This window comes from Streptomyces spiroverticillatus (genome assembly GCA_014650415.1).
In the GTDB taxonomy this organism is placed as follows: domain Bacteria; phylum Actinomycetota; class Actinomycetes; order Streptomycetales; family Streptomycetaceae; genus Streptomyces; species Streptomyces spiroverticillatus.
This window is the reverse complement of sequence record BMUX01000004.1, coordinates 612330-632146: the sequence shown is the minus strand read 5'-3', so window position 1 is coordinate 632146 and position 19817 is coordinate 612330. Positions and strand designations below refer to the sequence as shown.

Genomic DNA, 19817 nt, shown 5'->3' with positions numbered 1-19817 from the left:
GAGGAGTGCCGCCCTTCCTGCTGTTGCTGTGTCAGCGCTGCCGCACTCCCATCAGCCGGGTGAACTCCTCCGGTTCCGCGTCAAAACCGCGCACTGTCTCGTGCATGTCCCAGCTCCCGTCGGCCTCCCGTACGAACTCCGCGACAGTGGCTGCGGTGGCCCGCGCAACAGTGACGAAGTCGCTGGTCAGAAGCTCGGTGTAGCCCTCGGTCACGCGCATCGAGGTGCTCTGTATGTCGCCGAACTCCATGCGCCTGTCGCGCTGTTGGATCGCCACCCCGAGCACCACCCGCCCGTACTCCGGCGACAGACGCTCCAGTTCGATCGTCATCTGCTCGTCCGCGCCGAAGCCCTGACCCGTCTTGCTGTCCCGGTGCAGGGTGATCGTGCCGTCGGGGGAGCGGCTGCCGAAGTGCACCAGGTAGGCGGGGTCCTCGTACAGGCTCTCCGTCCGGTACACGGCGGCGACGATGTCGAGGTCGGCGGCGGGGGCGCCGAGCGGGTTGGGGTCCCACTTGAGGGCGACCTCGGCTTTCCGGATGCCCTTGTTGAAGCTGCTCACCGTGATGTCCCTCCGCTTCCAGTCGTCCGCCGATCCTCACAGGACGCACCGGGTGCGACAAGTCGCCGCCCAGGGAGTCAGTGGGGGATGCGGCGCGGCGGACGCCAGGTGACGTCGTCGCGGAACTCCGCGATGGCGCTGCTCACTTGGCGCATGAGGTGCGTGTTCTCGATGCGGTCGAGATAGCGGCAGCGGTGCGCGAGGCCCTCCAGCGTGAAAACGAAGCACAGTGACATCAGCGGATTGACGAACAACTCGCTGCCACTGGTGCGCGCCGTGAAACGCACGTTCCCGAACTCGCCCCGCACAGCCGCCGCTATCTGCCCGTTGACGATGCTCGGGTGCTCGGGCGTGTGCTGCTGCGCGTGCGCCACGGCGTCCACGTACAGGGCGCCCTCCCGCGTCGTACGCGACAGGGAGAACGCACCGAGGTACGCACCGTCGCGTTCCAGCGCCGCGATGTTCTCCAGTACGAGTCCGTGGCTCACTCCGTGGTACGCGTCCACCCCGAACCCCACCGACACCACCAGGAGTTCGGGCACCAGGTCCACGAGGTCGGCCAGTGCGGCGACGCTCGTCAGGTCCTCCTCCGGGGTGCCGAGCCCGGACTCGTCGCCGCACATCAGGATGTCCGTGCCGCCGTCCACGAGGACCACGGCGTCGATCTCGTACCGCTCGATCAGCGCCCGGTACGCGGCCCGCAGCGGCTGCACACCGGTGCGTGCGAGGGCGTGCACGGTGCTCGGGTAGCCGTGCAGCTCCAGCCACTGCGCGAGGGTGCGCTCGGGGAAGTACGTCTGGTGGAGGGCCGACCGGGGTGTCACGGCGGCGACGTCCGGGGCGAGCCAGTCCTCCAGGGGCAGCCCCTCCACGGCGGCGAAGGTCAGGTTCGCCAGGTGGACGTCCTTGCCCTGGTGCAGCAGGGAGAGCGCGATCGGCAGTCCGGCGTAGACGTCGAAGCCTCCGCCCGCACCCGCCACCAGGACGTGCCGGGCGGACTCCAGGCGGGCGAAAAGGGGATTGGTGTGCAGCGCGGTCATGGCGATCATTGTGTCCATGACGACATGGGGTGGGGAACAGGTCGATCTGGACGCTTACTTGGCGCGGATCGGATACGCAGGGGAGCTCGCGGCCACCGTGGAGGTGCTGCACGCGCTGCACCGGGCGCACGTGCGGGCGATTCCCTTCGAGAACGTGGAAGTCGCACTGGGGCGCCCGGTGTCCCTCGACCTCAAGAGGCTTCAGCAGAAGATGGTCGCGGGGGCGCGCGGCGGCTACTGCTACGAGCAGAACTCGCTGCTGGCCGCCGTACTGGAGCGGATCGGGTTCGAGGTCGCCGGGCGTGGTGCGCGCAACCGTACGCGCGGGGATGCCCTGTTGCCCGTGACGCACGCCGTGCTCGCGGTGACCGTCGAGGATGAACAGTGGCTGGTGGACGCCGGATTCGGGTGGCAGGGGCCGCTGGAGCCGGTGCCGCTGCGCGCCGGGGCGCAGGTGCGGCAGAGCGACGGGTGGAGTTTCGCGGTCGCGGAGGAGGGCGAGGGAATCCTTGTACTGCGGTCGCTGCGGGCACAGGGGTGGGTCGATCTGTACGCCTTCGCGCCGCAGACGCTCCACCCGGTCGACTTCGAGCTGATGAACCACTACAGCTCCACCCACCCCCGCTCCAGCTTCGTGGGCAAGGTCGTCGCCCATCACATCGCCCCCGACTCCCGTTACGGCTTCGTCGCCGACGCCCTGCGGACAGGGAGGGCGGACGGCAGCTTCGACGAACGCCCCGTCGCCCCTGACGAGTTGGACGGTCTTCTCGCCGAGGTGTTCGGGATTGAACTGGGGGTCGAGGACCGGGCCGCGATCCGCCGGGTGCACCCCGCCGCGGGGTGACCTGCGCCACCCTTCGGGCCGTACGATGGCGCGGTGCTGGTCAAGTGGATTCGCTGCACTGTCGTCGACCGTCGAGGTTTTGAACAGGGGCAGCGGAAATGGGCGGGGCTGCTCGGCGAACCCGGATTCCGGGGCCAGGGCGGCGGCTGGAGCAGAGGGCAGGACGGGGTGGCCCACGTCTTCGCCTTCTGGGAGAGCCGCGCCTTCTACGACTCCTTCATGGCCCGCTCGCACGACAGGCTCGCCGCGGGCCAGTCCGGAACGTACAAGGACATCCAGGTCAAGCTCTTCGAGTACCGCTTCGACGTGAAGACGGGCTTCGAGCCGCGCTTCACCGACGCCGACGTGGTGCGCATCGCGCACTGCAAGGTGCACGAGGGGCGGGTGGAGCACTTCGCGCTGATGCAGCAGAAGGTGTGGAACCCGGCGATGGCGGGCTCGCCGGGGATGCTGCGGGGAGTGTTCGGGGAGGCGCCCGGCAACGAGTTCCTGGTGCTGTCGATGTGGCAGTCGGCCGCCGAGCGCGGAAAGTACCGCGCCGAGAGTGCGGAGCGGCTGTCGCTGCGGGCGGACACCGAGGCCGACGTGGCGGCGCTGACGGGCGACGTGGTGGACCTGGACGCGCACTGGACGGTGTGACCGCTCCCCGGCGACGGTGTGGCCGCTCCTCGGCGTACGGGCCTGTCGTACGCCGGATGGAGGCGCAGGGGCAGGCCGGTCGAGCCCGCCCCGCGCCTTCGAACTAGGGTTTCGGCATGGCACGACCGCGACGCATCGTCCTCGTCCGGCACGGCGAATCCGAGGGCAACGCCGATGACACCGTCTACGAGCGCGAGCCCGACCACGCCCTGAGACTCACCGACACCGGCTGGCAGCAGGCCCGCAGGGCCGGCGAGCGGCTCCGGGAGCTCTTCGGCGACGAGCGGATCAGCGCCTACGTCTCGCCCTACCGGCGCACCCACGAGACCTTCCGCGCCTTCGACCTCGACCCCGAGCGGGTCCGGGTCCGCGAGGAGCCCCGCCTGCGCGAGCAGGACTGGGGGAACTGGCAGGACCGCGACGACGTACGCCTCCAGAAGGCCTACCGGGACGCCTACGGGCACTTCTTCTACCGCTTCGCCCAGGGGGAGTCCGGAGCGGACGTCTACGACCGCGTGGGGGCCTTCCTGGAGAGCCTCTACCGCAGCTTCGAGGCCGAGGACCACCCGGAGAACGTCCTGATCGTCACGCACGGGCTGACCATGCGGCTGTTCTGCATGCGCTGGTTCCACTGGCCGGTCGCCGAATTCGAGTCCCTGTCGAACCCGGGCAACGCCGAGATGCGGGTGCTGGAGCTGGGGGAGGACGGGCGGTACACACTGGACCGGCCGTTCGAGCACTGGTGCACACCGGAGTCCTACGGGGCCACCGGTTAGAGTGCCTAGCGATGACCGCTGACTCCGATTCCGACCCGCGCCTGACGCGCGCGCTCGACAGCCTGCGCGGGCTGTCCGTGGGAGACGCACTGGGCTCCCAGTTCTTCGTACCCGCCAACTACCCCCTGCTCAAGCGCCGGGAACTGCCCGAAGGACCCTGGCAGTGGACCGACGACACCGAGATGGCCGCCTCCGTGGTGGCCGTGCTCGCCGGGCACGGACGGATCGACCAGGACGCCCTCGCGCGCTCCTTCGCCGACCACCACGACTTCGACCGCGGCTACGGTCCTGCGGTCAACCGCATGCTGCGGCTGATCCGCGAGGGCGGCGACTGGCGGGAACTGGCCGCCGCCCTGTTCGACGGCCGCGGCTCCTGGGGCAACGGCGCCGCGATGCGGATCGCACCGCTGGGCGCCTGGTACGCCGACGACCCGGAGCAGGCCACCCACCAGGCCGAGATCTCCGCTTACGTCACCCACCAGCACCGGGAAGCGGTCATGGGCGCGATGGCGGTCGCCGCCGCTGCCGCCTTCGCCGCGGACCCGGCCGGACCGCCGACGCCGGCGGCACTGCTCGACGGCGTCATCGCACTCGTCCCGCGCAGCGCGGTGGGAGCCGGACTGCGCAGGGCGCGCGACATGCTCGACTACGACGACGCGAGCACTGTCGCAGCGGTCCTCGGCTGCGGCAGGCGCACCAGTGCGCACGACACCGTGCCGTTCGCCCTGTGGGCCGCCGCGCGGGGGCTGGGCGATTTCGAGGGCGCCTTCTGGCGCACCGCGCAGGTGGGCGGAGACGTCGACACGAACTGCGCCATCGTCGCAGGGGTGCTCGCGAGCACCAGTGCCGGTGCTCCGCCGGAGCACTGGCTGAAGCAGACCGAGGCGCTGCCGCAGTGGCTGGCGGAGCGGGCGGTCTGAACCGCTCCTCCCGTACGCACAGGGGTCGCCGGACAGTGTCCGTGCGGCCCCTCGTGCGTGCGGCCCCTTCTGCGTGGGCCGCCGCTGTCACGTTCGTGCGGGCCGCTGTCACGGTTTCGTCCGCATCCCCGGGGCGACGGCGGAAGGCCGGCGCCCCCGGGCTACTCTGACGGCCACGCCGCCGCGTTGATCATCACCGGCGTGCGCTCACAGAGACACCGGGGGCCCGCCCACCGCGTACCGCGCGAGGCGCGACGCACCCGGTCGGGAGGGGGTCCCGTGCCTGACGACGCACAACCGTCGATACCGTCACCTGCACTGTCCGAGGGCGAGGCCGCCCAGGCGCGCGCCCGCGCGGGCGCGACACCCGCCGCCGGTCCGCAGGACGCCGTACCGGAGCCCCCCGCCGTACCGGCGTACCTGCAGCAGTACCCGCCGGAGACCGCCGCCTACATGCAGCCGCAGTCCGCGCTCCAGATGCGGCAACAGCAGCAGTGGCAGCAGTGGCAGGCGCACCAGCACTGGCAGCAGCAGCGCCAGAAGAAGGCCCAGGAACCGCCCGCCTGGCGTGCGGGAGTCCGCCCCGCACCCCCCGCACGGATTCGCGCGGCCTCCCTGTGGGCGGTGCTGGCGACCGCCCTGCTGAGCGCCCTGTTCCTCGGCGACGGGCTCGGCCCGAACCTCCTGATCGTCGCCGTGCCCGCCGCCCTCGGCGCGTACTTCGCCGCCCAGGCCGCCGGGCGGCGCCTGCGCCCCTGGACGCTGGTCTGGGGGCTCGGCGGGCTGGCGCTCCTCGCGATCCCCGCGCTGCGGGACGCGGGCTGGCCCACCTTCCTGGCGGTCCTCTCCGCGCTCGCCCTCGGCTCGCTGGCGCTGCACGGCAGCCGCTCCTGGGCCGGGGTGCTGATCGGCTCCGTGGGCATCGTCGGGTCGCTGGTCCCGGGCGTGCGCTGGGGGTGGCGGGGTGTGCGGGAGCGGGCGAGCGGCTCGCGGGACCGTTGGGGGCCGGTGATCCGTACCGGCGCGATCGCGGTCGGCCTGCTGGTGGTCTTCGGGGCGCTGTTCGTCAGCGCCGACGCCGCCTTCGCCAAGCTCCTGGGCGACCTCGTGCCGGACGTCTCGGTCGGCGAGGGGCCCTGGCGGTTCCTGCTCTTCCTGCTCGGGCTGATCGGCGCGCTCGCCGCCGCCCGCACGGCCGCCGCCCCGCACCAGTGGGACAAGGCCAAGATCAAGCCCGGCCGCGCCCGCAAGCGTCTGGAATGGGCCGTTCCGCTGATCGTGCTCAATCTGCTGTTCGCCGCGTTCATCGGCGTGCAGCTCGCGGTGCTGCTGCGCGGCTACGAAGCGGTGCTCGACGAGACGGACCTGCCCATCGCCGAGTACGCCAGGCAGGGCTTCTGGCAGCTCCTCTGGGCCACCCTGCTGACGATCGTTGTGATTGCCTTCGCGAAGCGCTGGGCCCCGCGCGGCGGCGCGCGCGACCACCTGCTGGTGCGCTGCGTGCTCGGTGTGCTGTGCCTGCTGACGCTGGTGGTCGTCGCGTCCGCGCTCAGCCGGATGAACATGTACGTCGACGCCTACGGGCTCACCCGGCTGCGCATCTCCGTGGCCGCGATGGAACTGTGGCTCGGCGTGGTGATCGTCCTGATCATGGCCGCCGGTGTCTTCGGGGCGCGCTGGCTGCCCCGCGCGGTGGCCGCGAGCGCCGGGGCGGCGGTGCTCGCCTTCGGGCTGGTCTCACCGGACGCGCTGGTCGCGGAGCGGAACGTCGCCCGTTACGAGAAGCACCGGACCATCGACGTCGAGTACCTCCAGGACCTGTCCGCGGACGCGGTGCCCGCGCTGGACAAGCTGCCCGAACCGCTGCGCAGCTGTGCGCTGGACGCGATCAGGGAAGGGCTGGACGCCGACGCCCCCTGGTACGCCACCAGCCGCGGCGAACAGCGTGCGCTCGACCTCATCAAGGAGCGCCCGCTCGACGAACGGGCCGCCCAGTGCCGCGATCTCCCCGTGGGCGACAACGGCGACGACTACCGCTGACACCACCCCGTGCGGTGTGCGGAAGCGAATCGGGAAGCGGCGGGCCGGTGCGGTGAGGGAGGGGGCCCTCCCGTCCTCCGCCCGGCCCGCAGCGCGCTCGCCGCCCCGGTCCCCGGCACGTCCTCCGCCCCGGTCCGCAGTACGCCCTTCGCCCCGGTCCGCAGCATGCCGGGTCCGGGGTGTCGCGGGCCGGGTCCGGCGGCGTACTCTGGCTGGCGCCATGCCGTACGAACCACCCACACACACCGTCGAGCGCTCGCTGCGCGCCACCACCGGTGCCCGGACAGTCGCCGGAGTCGACGAGGTCGGGCGCGGAGCGTGGGCCGGACCGGTCACCGTGTGCGCCGCCGTCACCGGCCTGCGCCGCCCGCCCGCCGGACTCACCGACTCCAAGCTCCTCACCGCCAAGCGCCGTGACGAACTCCTGCCGGTGCTCCAGGACTGGGTGACGGCGTACGGACTCGGCCACTCGACGCCCGAGGAGATCGACGCCCTCGGCATGACGGCAGCCCTGCGGCTCGCCGCCGAACGTGCGCTAAATGCCTTGCCGGTACGGCCGGATGCGGTCATCCTCGACGGGAAACACGACTACCTCGGGGCTCCCTGGAAGGTTCGTACGGTGATCAAGGGCGACCAGTCCTGCATCGCGGTGGCGGCCGCCTCCGTGATCGCCAAGGTCAGCCGGGACGCCATGATGGCCGAGCTGGAGTCGGAGGCCGGCGGCTGCGCGCCGTACGGTTTCGCGGCGAACGCGGGCTATCCGTCCCCCGTGCACCAGGCGGCCCTGGCCGAACTCGGGCCGACCGCGCACCACCGCCTCTCCTGGTCCTATCTCGACGGACTCCCGCAGTGGCGGCACCTCAAGAAGCACCGGCCCTCGGCAGAGGCCGCAGCACTGGAAAGCGGGGGCCAACTCGGCTTCGACTTCTGATTGCCTGCGCCGCCGGGCAGGCAGCCGCTCAGGCCCCGCCCGCCCCGCGCGTCGCACTGATGTACTACCCGCTGATGCCTGACCGCACCGGCGTTTGATAGATATCCCACTCATGCCTCTCATCCCCCAGGAGTCCCAGATTCACGAGAGCGCCCAGGGTCCCCGCGCCACCCCGGCTGCCAGCCGCACCGCGCCGACCCCTCGCCCCGTACCCGGCCCGCGTCCCGCGGCGGTGCCGCGCCCCGGTCCCGCCGTCCGTCCCGGTCCGCCGGCGCAGCGGACGCACACCCCCCGGCCCCCGGCCCCGCGCGCGGCACAGCCCGCCGCACCGCAGGCCGACGCCGCGACCCAGATCCAGCTGATCCCGGCCCCCGCGAACGGCGCGCTCGACGCCGCGGGGGAGGCGGTGGACCTGCTGCTCGACTCCGGCCGCGCGCCGGGCGAGGTGCTGGTGCTCACCACCGGTGACCAACATCCCTGGGCCGCCCACGAGTTGTCCTTCGGTGAGGCGTCCTACTGGGCGCAGCACGACGCCAAGGACGACGTCTTCTACGCGGACGCCAAGGCCGCCGAGCGGGCCGCGCAGCGCCCCGTGGTCATCGTCGCCGTCAACGACGCGTCCGGTGACGACCTGGGCCGCATGCTGGCGGTGGCCCGCGAGCGCGCCGGCACGCTGCTGATCGTCTGCGGCGACCCGCAGCGCGTCAACTCCGCGCTGGGCGCGGGCGTCTGAGGCGTACGCAGGTGAAGGGTCCCGCCCGTGAACCCGCGGACGGGACCTTCGCGTCGTGACGCGTCAGCGCTGCGGTCCTCAGCGCTGCGGTCCTCAGCGCTGCGATCGTCAGCGCTGAGGTGACGCGCCGTCGCTAGCGGGCGGCGGCCCGGCGCAGGGCCGCCGCGGCACCGCCGCCGGTGCGCTGCGGCGCCGGATCGGGCTCGGCCAGTGACTCCGCGAGCCCCGAAGGACGGGACCCCGCGAACGGCCGTCGGCCGCCACGCCCCTCGCCCAGCACCTGCCAGCCGCCGCGGGTCAGTGTGATGTACGCCCCGCAGCGCAGCCCGTGCAGGGTGCAGGCGTCCCGCAGTCCCCACATCCAGGCGCCGTCCTCCTCCGTCCACCGCTCGTCGCCGTCGCGGCAGTAGAGCAGTACGGCGGTACGGACCGGAGTGCGGCGGCGCAGGTCGTGCGGGACGACCCGGCGCAGGTGGGCGAGGAGGGCGTTGCGCAGTTCCCAGCCGTCCGCCGGGGTGGAGCGGCGGGCGAACGAGGCGCTGGCGGTCAGTCGTTCCTCGGTGTCGAGCACGGCCACGACGGCGGTGGAGGGGCCGGGGAGATGGCGGGCGTGCAGGCCGCTCACGACCTCACGGGGGTTGCGCAGCAGGGGGATTCCCGCCGACGCCCATTCGGCCGGCTCCAGCGTGCGGCCCAGGCGACCGGCCGGATCGGCGGACTTCGGGCTGAGCGAACTCGGGGACGGAGCGAATCCGAAGGTCACGGTCCTCCCTTCGCGTACGCGCCCACGACTGCGGGCAAGGGCGGGTGGGGGCGCACCACGGCACAGCCCTTGCGGACCACATCAGAACCGTGCGGGAGCGCTTCCAATTCTTCCTGGCGCGAGGGGATGCGGCAACGAGCAATTGGGACGGCCGACCGGATTCTGTGGATATGACACTGATATCCCTGCCCAGTACGGCCGCTCCCGACTCCTCGGTCACGCGCGAGAGACCCGGTCCCCCTGAACGGCCCGGTCACCCCTGAACGGCGAGGACCAGCGGAAACACCCCCTCCGCTCCGGACCGGCGCAGCATGCGCGCCGCAACGGCGAGCGTCCACCCGGTGTCGGACGCGTCGTCCACCAGCAGCACCGGCCCCCCGGCGGCGCTCAACGCCTCCGCCAACTCGGGCGGCACGACCAGCGCCTGGTGCAGCGAACGCACCCGCTGCGCGCTGTTGGCCTGCGGCAGCGGCGCCCCGGCCGACTCCGGGGCGTACTCCAGCGAACCGAGGAACGGCATCCGGCCCACCTCGGCGATCCGGCCGCCCAACGACCGTACGAGAGCGGGCCTGCGGTACGACGGGAGGGTGACCACGCCCACCGGCCTGGGCGGTGCGTCCGCCGCCCCCGACGCCCAGCCGCCGGGGCCCTTCGCCCAGTCGGCGAGCACCGTCACCACCGCGTTCAGCACATCGTCCGGCACCGGTCCGTCCGGGGCCTGTGCGGCGAGCATCGGACGCAGCCGGTTGCCCCAGCCGATGTCCGAAAGACGGCCCAGGGCCCGTCCGGGGAAGGCGATCTCGTTCTGCGGGATGCGGCCCTTCAGGTCGACGCCGACGGCCGGCAGGCCGGTCGGCCACATCTTGCGGGGCTCCACCTCCACGCCGGGGCGGCCCAGTTCGCCGCGCGCCGCGTCCAAGGCGGCGTCGGAGACCTCCGCCTTGAAGCGGGTGCCCGCGCAGTTGTCGCACCGGCCGCACGGGGCGGCCTGCTCGTCGTCCAGCTGGCGGCGCAGGAACTCCATCCGGCAGCCCGTCGTCGCCGCGTACTCCCGCATCGCCTGCTGCTCGGCCTGGCGCTGGCGGGCGACCCACGCGTACCGCTCGGCGTCGTACACCCAGGGCTGTCCGGTGGAGGTCCAGCCGCCCTTGGTCCGGTGCACCGCGCCGTCCACGTCGAGGACCTTGAGCATCGCCTCCAGGCGGGTCCGCCGCAGGTCCACCATGGGCTCGAGGGCGGGCAGGGACAGCGGCTTGGGGGAGTGCGCGAGGGCGTCGAGCGTGCGCCGTACGAGCTCTTCGGGAGGGAAGGACACCGAGGCGAAGTACTTCCAGATCGCCTCGTCCTCCTTGCCGGGGAGCAGCAGCACCTCCGCATGCTCCACGCCTCGGCCCGCACGGCCCACCTGCTGGTAGTACGCGATGGGGGACGACGGCGAACCCAGGTGCACCACGAAACCGAGGTCGGGCTTGTCGAAGCCCATGCCCAGCGCGGAGGTCGCCACCAGTGCCTTGACCCGGTTGGCGAGCAGGTCCTCCTCCGCCTGCATCCGGTCGGCGTTCTCCGTGCGCCCGGTGTACGAGGCGACCGTGTGCCCGCGCTGGCGCAGGTACGCGGTGACCTCCTCGGCGGCGGCGACGGTCAGCGTGTAGATGATCCCGGAGCCCGGCAGCTCGTGCAGGTGGTCGGCGAGCCACGCCAACCTGCTGGCGGCGTCCGGGAGTTGGAGGACGGCCAGGCTCAGGCTCTCGCGGTCCAGCGGGCCGCGCAGCACCAGCGCGTCCGTGCCCGCACCCGTGCCGAGCTGCTCGGCGACGTCGGCGGTCACCCGGGAGTTGGCGGTGGCGGTGGTGGCCAGCACGGGCACGCCCGCCGGCAGCTCGGCCAGCATGGTGCGCAGGCGCCGGTAGTCGGGGCGGAAGTCGTGGCCCCAGTCGGAGATGCAGTGCGCCTCGTCGACCACCAGGAGACCGGTGGCGGCGGACAGCTTGGGCAGGACATGGTCCCGGAAATCGGGATTGTTCAGGCGTTCCGGAGACACCAGGAGGACGTCGACCGTGCCGTCGGCGATCTCGGCCTGGACGGTGTCCCACTCCTCGGGGTTGGAGGAGTTGATCGTGCGCGCCCGGACGCCCGCGCGAGCCGCGGCCTCGACCTGGTTGCGCATCAGGGCCAGCAGCGGAGAGACGATCACGGTCGGCCCGCTGCCCTGCGCGCGCAGCAGTGACGTCGCCACGAAGTACACCGCGGACTTGCCCCAGCCGGTCCGCTGCACCACCAGCGCCCGGCGCTTGTCCGCGACCAGCGCCTCGATGGCCCGCCACTGGTCCTCACGCAGCCGGGCCGTGCCGCTCGGGTCGCCGACGAGACGGGCGAGCACGGAATCGGCGGCGGCGCGGAGGTCCGAGCGGTCGGTGAGGTCGGTGAGGTGCGAAGTGGCGTCGGGGGAGCCCGAGGCGTCTGGGTGGGTCATGCCCCCATGCAACCCGATGGGACCGACAAAGCGCGAACGCTCCGCCCGGGCCTGTGGACAAAGTTATCCACAGGGGTTTTCAGGATCGGGGCGGGCGTCGGAAAGTAGCGGCATGAACACGAACAGTGACGCAAGCGGCAATCGCGATCTCTCCCACGGTCCCACCGCGGACCTGTCCGCAGGCACGGGCTCCCTCCCGGCGGGCTCCGCCGAGGGCGGCGCCGAGGAGCAGCACCAGGTCACGCTGCGCGGACCGGCCCAACTCGCCGACTCCCTGCCCTACCTGCTGGGCTTCCACCCCTCCGACTCCGTGGTCCTGGTCGCCCTGCACGGCCCGCGCGGCCGGTTCGGCGGGCGGTTGCGGGTGGGCATCCCGAAGTCGCCCCAGGAATGGGCGCCGGTCGCCTCCCACCTCGCCGAATGCCTGATGTCCAACAGCGAACGGCGCGGCGGCCGGCCCGACGGCGTCGTCGTCTTCCTCTGCCAGGACCCGGGGGAGGGGCAGACCGGCCGACAGGTCATGGAGCGGCTGCGCGCCTTCGCCCAACGGCTGCGGCTGGCCTGCGGGGCGCTGGACGTGCCCGTCCTCGAAGCGCTCTGCGTCTCCGACGGCCGCTTCTGGTCGTACTGCTGCCCCGACCGTCGTTGCTGCCCGTCCGAAGGTACGGTCCTGGCCCTGCCCGGCACCTCGGTGATGGCCGCGGCCGCCGCCTACGCGGGAATCCAGGTCCGCGGGACGCTGCGCGAGATGAAGGCCAGGTTCGCCTCCCGCACGAGGGCGCCCGAGCGCATCCGGGAGACGGTCGGCGCCCTCGACGACGCGGGAAGCGCGGTGATGTCCCGCATGCTCACCGAGGCCTCCAGCCGGCAGGTCGGCCAGGAAACCCTCGTCCTGGCCAGGACCCTCCTGCGCCGCCTGGGCCGGACCGCGCCGCCCAGGGGCTCCTGGGAGGACGCCGACAGCGCCGACGACGCCCTGATCACCGACGCCGAAGCGGGCGCCGTCCTCCACGGCCTCCAGGACCGCGAGACCCGCGACCTGCTGGCGGAGTGGATGGAGGGCCCCGAGGCGGCCCACGCGCTGCGGCTGTGGCGCCTGCTCGCCCGCCGGTGCGTCGGCCCGTACGCCACCTACGCGGCCCCGCCGCTCACCCTCGCGGGGTGGGTCGCCTGGTCCACCGGCGACGAGCCCGAGGCCCGGGTCGCACTCGGCCTCGCCCTGGAGGTCGACCGGCACTACACCTTCGCCCAACTCCTCCACCAGGCCTGCAACGACGGCTTCGACCCGGAGAAACTGCGCGCCTGCCTGCGCCGGGAGCGCGTGGGTCGGAGCGGCGGGCCGGTACCGGGCCCTCCGAGGGGCGCCCCGGCCGGCACCGGCGGGAATGTCCTGAGCAGTACCGGCGGGAACGTCCTCAGCAGCACCGGCGGGAACGTCCTGAGCAGCACCCGCAGGAAGATGCCCCGTGCATCCGCCACGCGCATTCCTCGTGCCTCCGCCACGCGCCGTACGTCCGTCGCTCGACGTGCGTCCTCGCCGAGCGGAAGGCTGCCCTCCGGCAGGGGAGGCGCACGCACCGCAGACCGCCAGGTCGCAGGGCCGCCCGCCCGTCCCGGGGCGGGGCGCAGGGGTGCACCGCCCCGGATGCGGCGCGGTGCGCGGAGCGGGCGATGACGGGCCGGTGCCCGGTCGGCCGTGACCCCGTCGCCCACAGCGCCGTTCACCTGAGTGGCGGCACCGCTTTCACCGCGCCGCCACAACCCTCACCACCTCCCGGAGCGCAGAGAAGGCACCGCATGGCCCTCACCGTCCCGCCGTCCTCCGCCGCCCGAGGCACGCCCCCCGCGCCCCGGCGCACCGCTCCGGCCCCCGGCGGCGCACCCGCCGCCGGGCCGCCGGCCGCCCTGCCCGCCGCACACGGGATGATCGTCTGCGCCGACCTGCCCTCCCTGGCGCTCTCCGCCGACCACGGACAGCTCACCGGGCACGGGCTCGACGGCTTCTACCAGTCGGGCCGCAGGCTGCTCTCCCGCTGTGTGCTGCGGGTCGCGGGCCGCGAACCGGTCGCCGTGCAGGGCCGGTCGGTGGCGGCGGACCGGGCCAGGTTCGTGGCCGTGGTCCGCACCCAGGGCGACGGCGGCCCCGACCCCGGGATCATGGTGGAGCGGGTGCGGACCGCCGACGGCAGCGAGCGGATCACCCTGCGCAGCTCCGCCCCCCGCCCGTTGCGCATCCCGGTGGAGATCACCCTCGGCACCGACCTCGCCGACCTGGGAGCCATCGGCGCGGGCCGCCCCGGCCCCGAACTGCCCGCCAGCGTCCACGACTCGGGAATGCGCTGGACGGCGGGACCCGTGCACTCCGTGGTGACGGCCGAGCCGCCGCCCGGCGACGCCCTCGCCTCGGCCGGACTGCTGCGCTGGGAGCTGGAACTGCCGCCCGGCGGCTCCCGCACCCTCGAACTGCGCGTGCGCAGCGAGCGGTCGGTGCGCTCGGCCGGCAAGACCGGAGGCTGCCCGCTGCCCGAGGTGAGCGCCGAGGGCGACGACCCCCGCGTACGGGACCTGCTGCGGACCGGCGTCGACGACCTCAGGTCCCTCCTGATGCGCGACCCCACCCACCCCTCCGACGTCTACCCGGCGGCGGGCATCCCCTGGCGCTGCGGCCTCGCCCCCGCCGACGCCCTCTGGGCGGTACGCATGGCGCTTCCCCTGGGCACCCGGCTGGCCGCGGCCACGCTGCGCACGCTCGCCCGCACCCAGGCGGGCGGGAACGGCCGCATTCCCGGTCCGTTCCGGGACGCCGGACCGCACCTGCCGCCGGGGTGCACCGGTCTGGAGGCCACCCTCGCCTTCCCCGTGGTGCTCGCCGAGGCCCGGCGCTGGGGGATGCCCGAGCCGGACCTCGCGGAGCTGCTGCCCGCCGCCGAACGCTGCCTGGAGTGGCTGAGCACCGCGCTCGGCGACGACGGCTACCTCCGTGACCCCGGGCCCGTGGGACTGCGCCGCGCCGAGACCCAGGCCCATGCCCACCGGGCGGCCCTGCTCGGCGCGGATCTCCTGGAGTCCTGCGGTCGCCCCGGTGCCGACCGGTGGCGGGACCGGGCCACGGCCCTGCGCCGGGCGTTCCGGGAGGACTTCTGGATCGAGGACCGTGCGGGCGGCCGGCCCGCCGCGGCCCTGGCCGCCGACGGCCGCCCCGTCCCCTTCCTGGGCGGCGGCACCGCGCACCTCCTGGACACCGGCCTGCTGGGGGCGGGCCGGTCGGCCCCGGGGCTGCTCGACAAGGTGCAGACCGAGCAACTGGCCCGACTGCTCGGCGGCCCGTCCATGGACTCGGGCTGGGGGCTGCGCGGCCTCGGCGCCAAGGAGGCCGGGCACAACCCGTTCGGCCACCGCAGCGGCGCCGTCCGGGTGCACGAGACGGCCGTCGCGGTCTCCGGGCTGGCCGCCGCCGGTTACGAGAAGGAGGCGGGCTCCCTGCTGCGGGGGCTGCTGGACGCGGCCCAGGCCTTCGGCTACCGGCTGCCGGAGATGTACGCGGGGGAGCAGCGCACCGCCGACAGTTCCCCACTCCCGCACCCGGCGGCGTGCCGCCCGGCGGCGGTGTCGGCGGCAGCAGCGGTCCACCTGCTCGCCACCCTCGTGGGCATCCGCCCCGACGCACCCGCCGGCACCGTCCGGCTGACCCCGCTCAACAGTGCCCCGCTGGGCGCCCTCCAGCTCTCCGGGCTGAGGGTGGCGGGGGAGCCGTTTGCCGCCAGGGTCAGCAGGCTCGGCCTCGGCATGGTCGAGGAGGCCGCCGACGGCCTCCAGCTCGGGGTGTGATCATGACCGGCGCAGGGACACGAGAGATGACCACGACGGACGACACGACGGACGAAAGGGGGATGACCATGACGGACGAAGGGACTGTTTATCGTCAGGCAGACGACTATGATCGCCGCATGTCGCCCTACGATCCGTCGGCCTTCCCGCCCTTTGCCGTCACCGTGGATCTGGCCGTGCTCACCGTCCGCCGGCACGCGCTCTGCGCGCTGGTCGTACGCCGTGGAGAGCCGCCGTTCCAGGGCCGGTGGGCGCTGCCCGGCGGCTTCGTCCGCGAGGACGAGGACCTCGCGACGGCGGCCGCCCGCGAACTGGTCGAGGAGACCGGCCTGATCGCCCTGTCCACCCGCACGGCACCCTCCGCCCCCGCGGCACACCCCGCCGCGACGGCCGGAGCCGCCCCGCACCCCCCGGCCGCACCACCCGCGACCGCCCCCGCCCAGGATCCCCCGGCCGCGCTCGGCAAGGGTGCCCACCTGGAGCAGCTAGCCACCTACGGCGACCCCGCGCGCGACCCCCGCATGCGAGTCGTCAGCGTCGCCCACCTCGCCCTCGCCCCCGACCTCCCCGCACCCCGCGCGGGCGGCGACGCCCACAGTGCCCGCTGGGCCCCGGTCGAGGCACTGCTCGGCCACGAGGACGCGTTCGGCCGGGACGAGGAGGCGGTCCCGCTCGCCTTCGACCACGCGCAGATCCTCGCCGACGGCGTCGAGCGGGCCCGCTCGAAGATCGAATACTCCTCGCTCGCCACGGCCTTCTGCCCGCCCGAGTTCACCGTCGGCGAGCTGCGCCGGGTGTACGAGGCGGTGTGGGGAGTGGTCCTGGACCCCCGCAACTTCCACCGTAAGGTGACGGGCACCCCCGGCTTCCTCGTCCCCTCCGGCGGGACGACGACCCGTCAGGGAGGCCGCCCCGCACAGCTGTTCAGGGCCGGCGGCGCGACCGTACTCAATCCGCCGATGCTGCGCCCCGAGGTCTGACGGGCGCACCCGGGCACCGGCGGACACCGGCATCGCGGCCCCGAGCCACGCCGCCGGTCCGCGCTCCCCCGTCCATGCCCCCATCCACGCCCCCGCCCCCGGGCCGCGCCTCCCGGGCCTGGGCCTCCACAAAAAGTCCGAAATGTCGCGTTATCTTGCTGCGGTACCCGCCTCGGCCGCCGAGCGTTCCCTCCACCGCGGGGAGCCGCGGGCGTCGCGGGAGACGCACGAGACGCGAGGGAAGCGATGCTCCAGGCCATCGGACTCACCAGCACGCCGCGCCGGGCCCGCCCGCCCGCCGTGGACGACCTGACCTTCGAGGCCCGCCCCGGCACCGTCACCGCCCTCCTCGGCGCCCCCGGCGCGGGAAAGACCACCGCCCTGCGCCTCATGCTCGGCCTCGAACAGGGCCGTGGCGTCACGTACTTCCGCGGCCGCCCCCTGCACCGCGTCGCCCACCCGGCCCGCGAGGTCGGCGCACTGCTCGGCGACGTACCCGGCAATCCCTCGCGCACCGCACGCGGTCAGCTCCGGATGCTCTGCGCCGCCGCCGGAGTGCCTGCCGCGCGCGCCGACTCCCTCCTCGACGTCGTCGGCCTCACCGGACTCGGCGGACAGCGCCTCGGCAGCCTCTCCCTCGGCATGGACCGCCGCCTCGGCCTCGCCTCCGCACTCCTCGCCGACCCGCACACCCTCCTCCTCGACGAACCCGCCGCCGGACTCTCCCCGCGCGACAGCAGCTGGCTGCACGGACTCCTGCGCGCCCACGCCGCGCACGGCGGCACCGTGCTCTACACCACCGACGACGCCAAGGAGGCCGCCCGCACCGCCGACCGCGTCGTCACCCTGGACGAGGCCCGGCTCGTCGCCGACCAGGCCGCCGTCGACTTCGCCCGCACCCGCCTGCGCCCCCGCGTCGCCGTCCGCACCCCGCAGGCCGTCCGCCTCGGCGCCCTCCTCAACAAGGAGGCCCGGGTGGCACGCCGCTCCGTGGAAGTGGTCCCCGAGGAGGGCAACCGGCTCTCCGTGTACGGCAGCACCTGCGCCGAAGTCGGCGACACCGCCTTCCGGCACAACGTCCTCCTGCACCAACTCGCCGACGAGATCGGCGACATGGGCCCCCGGCGTACCCCCGCGCAGACCGCACCCTCCACGCCCCCCGGCGAGAGCCGTGCACCACTCGCCGCACCGACCACAACTCCCGCCCCCGGCAACCCCGTTGCCGAGCCCACCATCCCCCTCCGCCCCCTCCGCAGCCCCCTGCGCCCCTTCCGCTACGAAGTGCGCCGCACCTTCAGCACCCGCAGCACCGCCCTCGTCACCGCCACCGCCCTCGCCGTCTCCGCCGCCCTCGCCGTCCTCCTCGTGCACACCGGGGGCACACCCCTGCCCGCAGCGCTCGCCGCCTGGCCCGCACTGCTGCCCCTGCCGCCCGCGGCCTTCGCGGCGGGGCTGCTCGGGGCGCTCTCCTTCGGCGACGAGTTCCGCTACCCGGCGCTCGCCGCCTCCCGCGGCACCTCACCCCGCCGCCTCGGCCTCCTCCTCGCCAAACTCACCGTCTCCGCAGGCCTCGCCCTGCTCCTCGCCGCCCTGACCGTCGCCGTGAACCTGCTCCTCGTACGACTGCTGTACGGAGCCGGGGCGACACCCCTGCCCGCTGCGGGTCTGCCCGCCAAGGCGGCGAGTTGGGCGGCGCTCGGCGTCGGGTGCGCCTGGGCGGGGCTGTTGGGGGCCGGGGTGTTCCGAGTGGCGGCGGCGGGTCTGGCCGCCGTGCTCGCGGTGCCGGTCGCCGTCGCCCCCGCCGTACAGCACCTGCTCACCGGACCGGCAGCACGTTCGATGTCCGGACTCCCGAGCAGGCTGCGGGAGCTGATGTGGATCCGGATTCCGGCGGAGGCCGACCAGTGGCTGCTGGCCGCGATGCGCATTCTCGCCCAACCCGTGGGCGCCGCAATGGCGTTGTCGATCCCTGTGCTCCTGTGCACGTATCTGCTCACGGGCCTTCGCCGCAAGGCCCGTTGGTGACCGCATCCTGACGTCGAGTCGTCGAATCGCCCACAACTCCCCCTAGGGCGCCCATTTCTTTCCGATAAGGCGTCAATTGAAGAGAGGGCGGTGATCACCCTTTCGTGTGCTTTTCACCAAAGACCTCAAGGGGCAGGAGCCGGACGCCGACAACTCTTCCGTGAGTACCCTTGCGCACACCATGATGACCGCCGCCCGCTCCGTCGACTCTGGTCTCGCCGGACCCGGCGACCTCGACCGCTACCCCTACGCGGAGGTGTCCGGCGCCGACCGCGTCGGTCCCCTCGGGTGGGACAGTCCCGAATCCGACCTGGGCCGGGTCGGCCGCCGCGCGGCCGGCAACCGCGGCCGCGGACTGCACGGCCAACTCGTCCAGCAGCTCGGCCAGATGATCGTCTCGGGCGACCTCGGCGCCGACCGCCCGCTCGTGCCCGAGGAGATCGGCCAGCGGTTCGAGGTGTCCCGCACCGTCGTCCGCGAGTCCCTCCGCGTCCTGGAGGCCAAGGGCCTGGTCAGCGCCCGACCCAATGTGGGCACCCGGGTCCGCCCGGTCAGCGACTGGAACCTGCTCGACCCCGACATCATCGAATGGCGCGCCTTCGGCCCGCAGCGCGACGACCAGCGGCGCGAACTGGCCGAGCTGCGCTGGACGATCGAGCCGCTGGCCGCCCGGCTCGCCGCCGGACACGGGCGCGACGACATGCAGCAGCGCCTCGGCGACATGGTCGAGATCATGGGGCACGCCCTCGCCCAGGGCGACTCCCTGACCTTCTCCCGGGCCGATGCCGAATTCCACTCCCTGCTCATCCAGCTCGCCGGAAACCGCATGCTGGAGCACCTCTCCGGCATCGTCTCGGCCGCCCTTCAGGTGTCCGGCGGTCCGATCGTCGGCTGCGACCGGCCCACCGATGCCTCCCTCTCCCACCACGCCCGGATCGCTGACGCCCTTGCTGCGGGCGACGGTTCGGGGGCCGAGGCCGCGATGCGTCAACTCCTCACCGTCCACCCGGAGGTGGAGCGCGTCGTTCCGGCTCCGCGCGAGCACTGACGGCCCGCGCCTCCGGCCGGCCCTTACCCGTAACCACCGTCTTCCCGTACCACCGACAGCAGTTCCTCCCTGCCGTGCCCCCGCGGCCGTACGCCCTCCGTGTCGCCGGACCCCTCGGGTTCGGCGACACGACTGTGGGTGCCCGTCGTGGGCGCCGCACAACGCCCGTGCGGCGCACGCCGCCTGTGACTCGGGCCACCAAGATTGAGGCGTAA

The 19817-nt window shown here is 73.6% G+C and carries 16 protein-coding genes; 12 read left to right on the top strand and 4 right to left on the bottom strand.

Features of this window, described 5'->3' with window-relative positions; translation table 11 throughout:
* Positions 1-31: 31 nt before the first annotated feature.
* Positions 32-562 carry a TerD family protein gene (locus tag IE269_RS14150; protein WP_189823229.1) on the bottom strand — a complete coding sequence of 177 codons (531 nt, stop codon included), beginning with the start codon at positions 560-562 and terminating at the stop codon, positions 32-34.
* 77 nt (positions 563-639) lie between these two features.
* Positions 640-1602 carry a DUF1152 domain-containing protein gene (locus tag IE269_RS14145; RefSeq protein ID WP_189823346.1) on the bottom strand — a complete coding sequence of 321 codons (963 nt, stop codon included), beginning with the start codon at positions 1600-1602 and terminating at the stop codon, positions 640-642.
* A gap of 16 nt (positions 1603-1618) precedes the next feature.
* Here IE269_RS14145 and IE269_RS14140 point away from each other — a divergent pair, with 16 nt between their 5' ends.
* From IE269_RS14140 to IE269_RS14110, 7 genes are all read left to right on the top strand, one after another.
* On the top strand, positions 1619-2446 hold the full coding sequence (locus IE269_RS14140) for an arylamine N-acetyltransferase family protein (protein WP_229897632.1): 828 nt from the start codon (positions 1619-1621) through the stop codon (positions 2444-2446).
* A 33-nt stretch (positions 2447-2479) separates the two neighbouring features.
* The gene (locus IE269_RS14135; protein WP_189823227.1) at positions 2480-3085 is read left to right on the top strand and encodes a YdbC family protein; all 606 of its coding nucleotides are present in this window, start codon (positions 2480-2482) and stop codon (positions 3083-3085) included.
* 116 nt (positions 3086-3201) lie between these two features.
* Positions 3202-3861: a histidine phosphatase family protein gene (locus tag IE269_RS14130; RefSeq protein WP_189823226.1), complete on the top strand. Its 660-nt coding sequence runs from the start codon at positions 3202-3204 to the stop codon at positions 3859-3861.
* Positions 3862-3872: 11 nt separating this feature from the next.
* Positions 3873-4781, top strand: coding sequence for an ADP-ribosylglycohydrolase family protein (locus tag IE269_RS14125; RefSeq protein ID WP_189823225.1), 909 nt, complete (start codon positions 3873-3875; stop codon positions 4779-4781).
* Positions 4782-5060: 279 nt separating this feature from the next.
* Positions 5061-6821: a DUF4153 domain-containing protein gene (locus IE269_RS14120; protein WP_229897631.1), complete on the top strand. Its 1761-nt coding sequence runs from the start codon at positions 5061-5063 to the stop codon at positions 6819-6821.
* A gap of 220 nt (positions 6822-7041) precedes the next feature.
* Entirely contained in the window at positions 7042-7752 is a 711-nt protein-coding gene (locus tag IE269_RS14115) for a ribonuclease HII (protein ID WP_189823224.1), read from the top strand.
* 112 nt (positions 7753-7864) lie between these two features.
* Positions 7865-8485, top strand: a complete 621-nt coding sequence (locus tag IE269_RS14110; protein WP_189823223.1) for a hypothetical protein — start codon at positions 7865-7867, stop codon at positions 8483-8485.
* Between the two features lie 133 nt (positions 8486-8618).
* Here IE269_RS14110 and IE269_RS14105 read toward each other — a convergent pair whose 3' ends face one another.
* Both IE269_RS14105 and IE269_RS14100 read right to left on the bottom strand, forming a co-directional pair.
* Positions 8619-9248 (bottom strand): hypothetical protein, encoded by a 630-nt coding sequence (locus tag IE269_RS14105; protein WP_189823222.1) that lies wholly within the window; start codon positions 9246-9248, stop codon positions 8619-8621.
* Positions 9249-9501: 253 nt separating this feature from the next.
* On the bottom strand, positions 9502-11721 hold the full coding sequence (locus IE269_RS14100; protein ID WP_189823221.1) for a RecQ family ATP-dependent DNA helicase: 2220 nt from the start codon (positions 11719-11721) through the stop codon (positions 9502-9504).
* Positions 11722-11833: 112 nt separating this feature from the next.
* Here IE269_RS14100 and IE269_RS14095 point away from each other — a divergent pair, with 112 nt between their 5' ends.
* The 5 genes from IE269_RS14095 to IE269_RS14075 all read left to right on the top strand — a co-directional run bounded on the left by IE269_RS14095 (position 11834) and on the right by IE269_RS14075 (position 19602).
* Positions 11834-13396, top strand: coding sequence for a DUF4192 domain-containing protein (locus IE269_RS14095; RefSeq protein WP_189823220.1), 1563 nt, complete (start codon positions 11834-11836; stop codon positions 13394-13396).
* Between the two features lie 122 nt (positions 13397-13518).
* Complete coding sequence (locus IE269_RS14090; RefSeq protein WP_189823219.1) at positions 13519-15549, top strand: glycogen debranching N-terminal domain-containing protein; 2031 nt, start codon at positions 13519-13521, stop codon at positions 15547-15549.
* Positions 15550-15668: 119 nt separating this feature from the next.
* On the top strand, positions 15669-16529 hold the full coding sequence (locus IE269_RS14085; RefSeq protein ID WP_189823218.1) for an NUDIX hydrolase: 861 nt from the start codon (positions 15669-15671) through the stop codon (positions 16527-16529).
* A 246-nt stretch (positions 16530-16775) separates the two neighbouring features.
* On the top strand, positions 16776-18554 hold the full coding sequence (locus IE269_RS14080) for an ATP-binding cassette domain-containing protein (RefSeq protein ID WP_189823217.1): 1779 nt from the start codon (positions 16776-16778) through the stop codon (positions 18552-18554).
* A 160-nt stretch (positions 18555-18714) separates the two neighbouring features.
* On the top strand, positions 18715-19602 hold the full coding sequence (locus IE269_RS14075) for a FadR/GntR family transcriptional regulator (protein ID WP_189823216.1): 888 nt from the start codon (positions 18715-18717) through the stop codon (positions 19600-19602).
* Positions 19603-19817 lie beyond the last annotated feature (215 nt).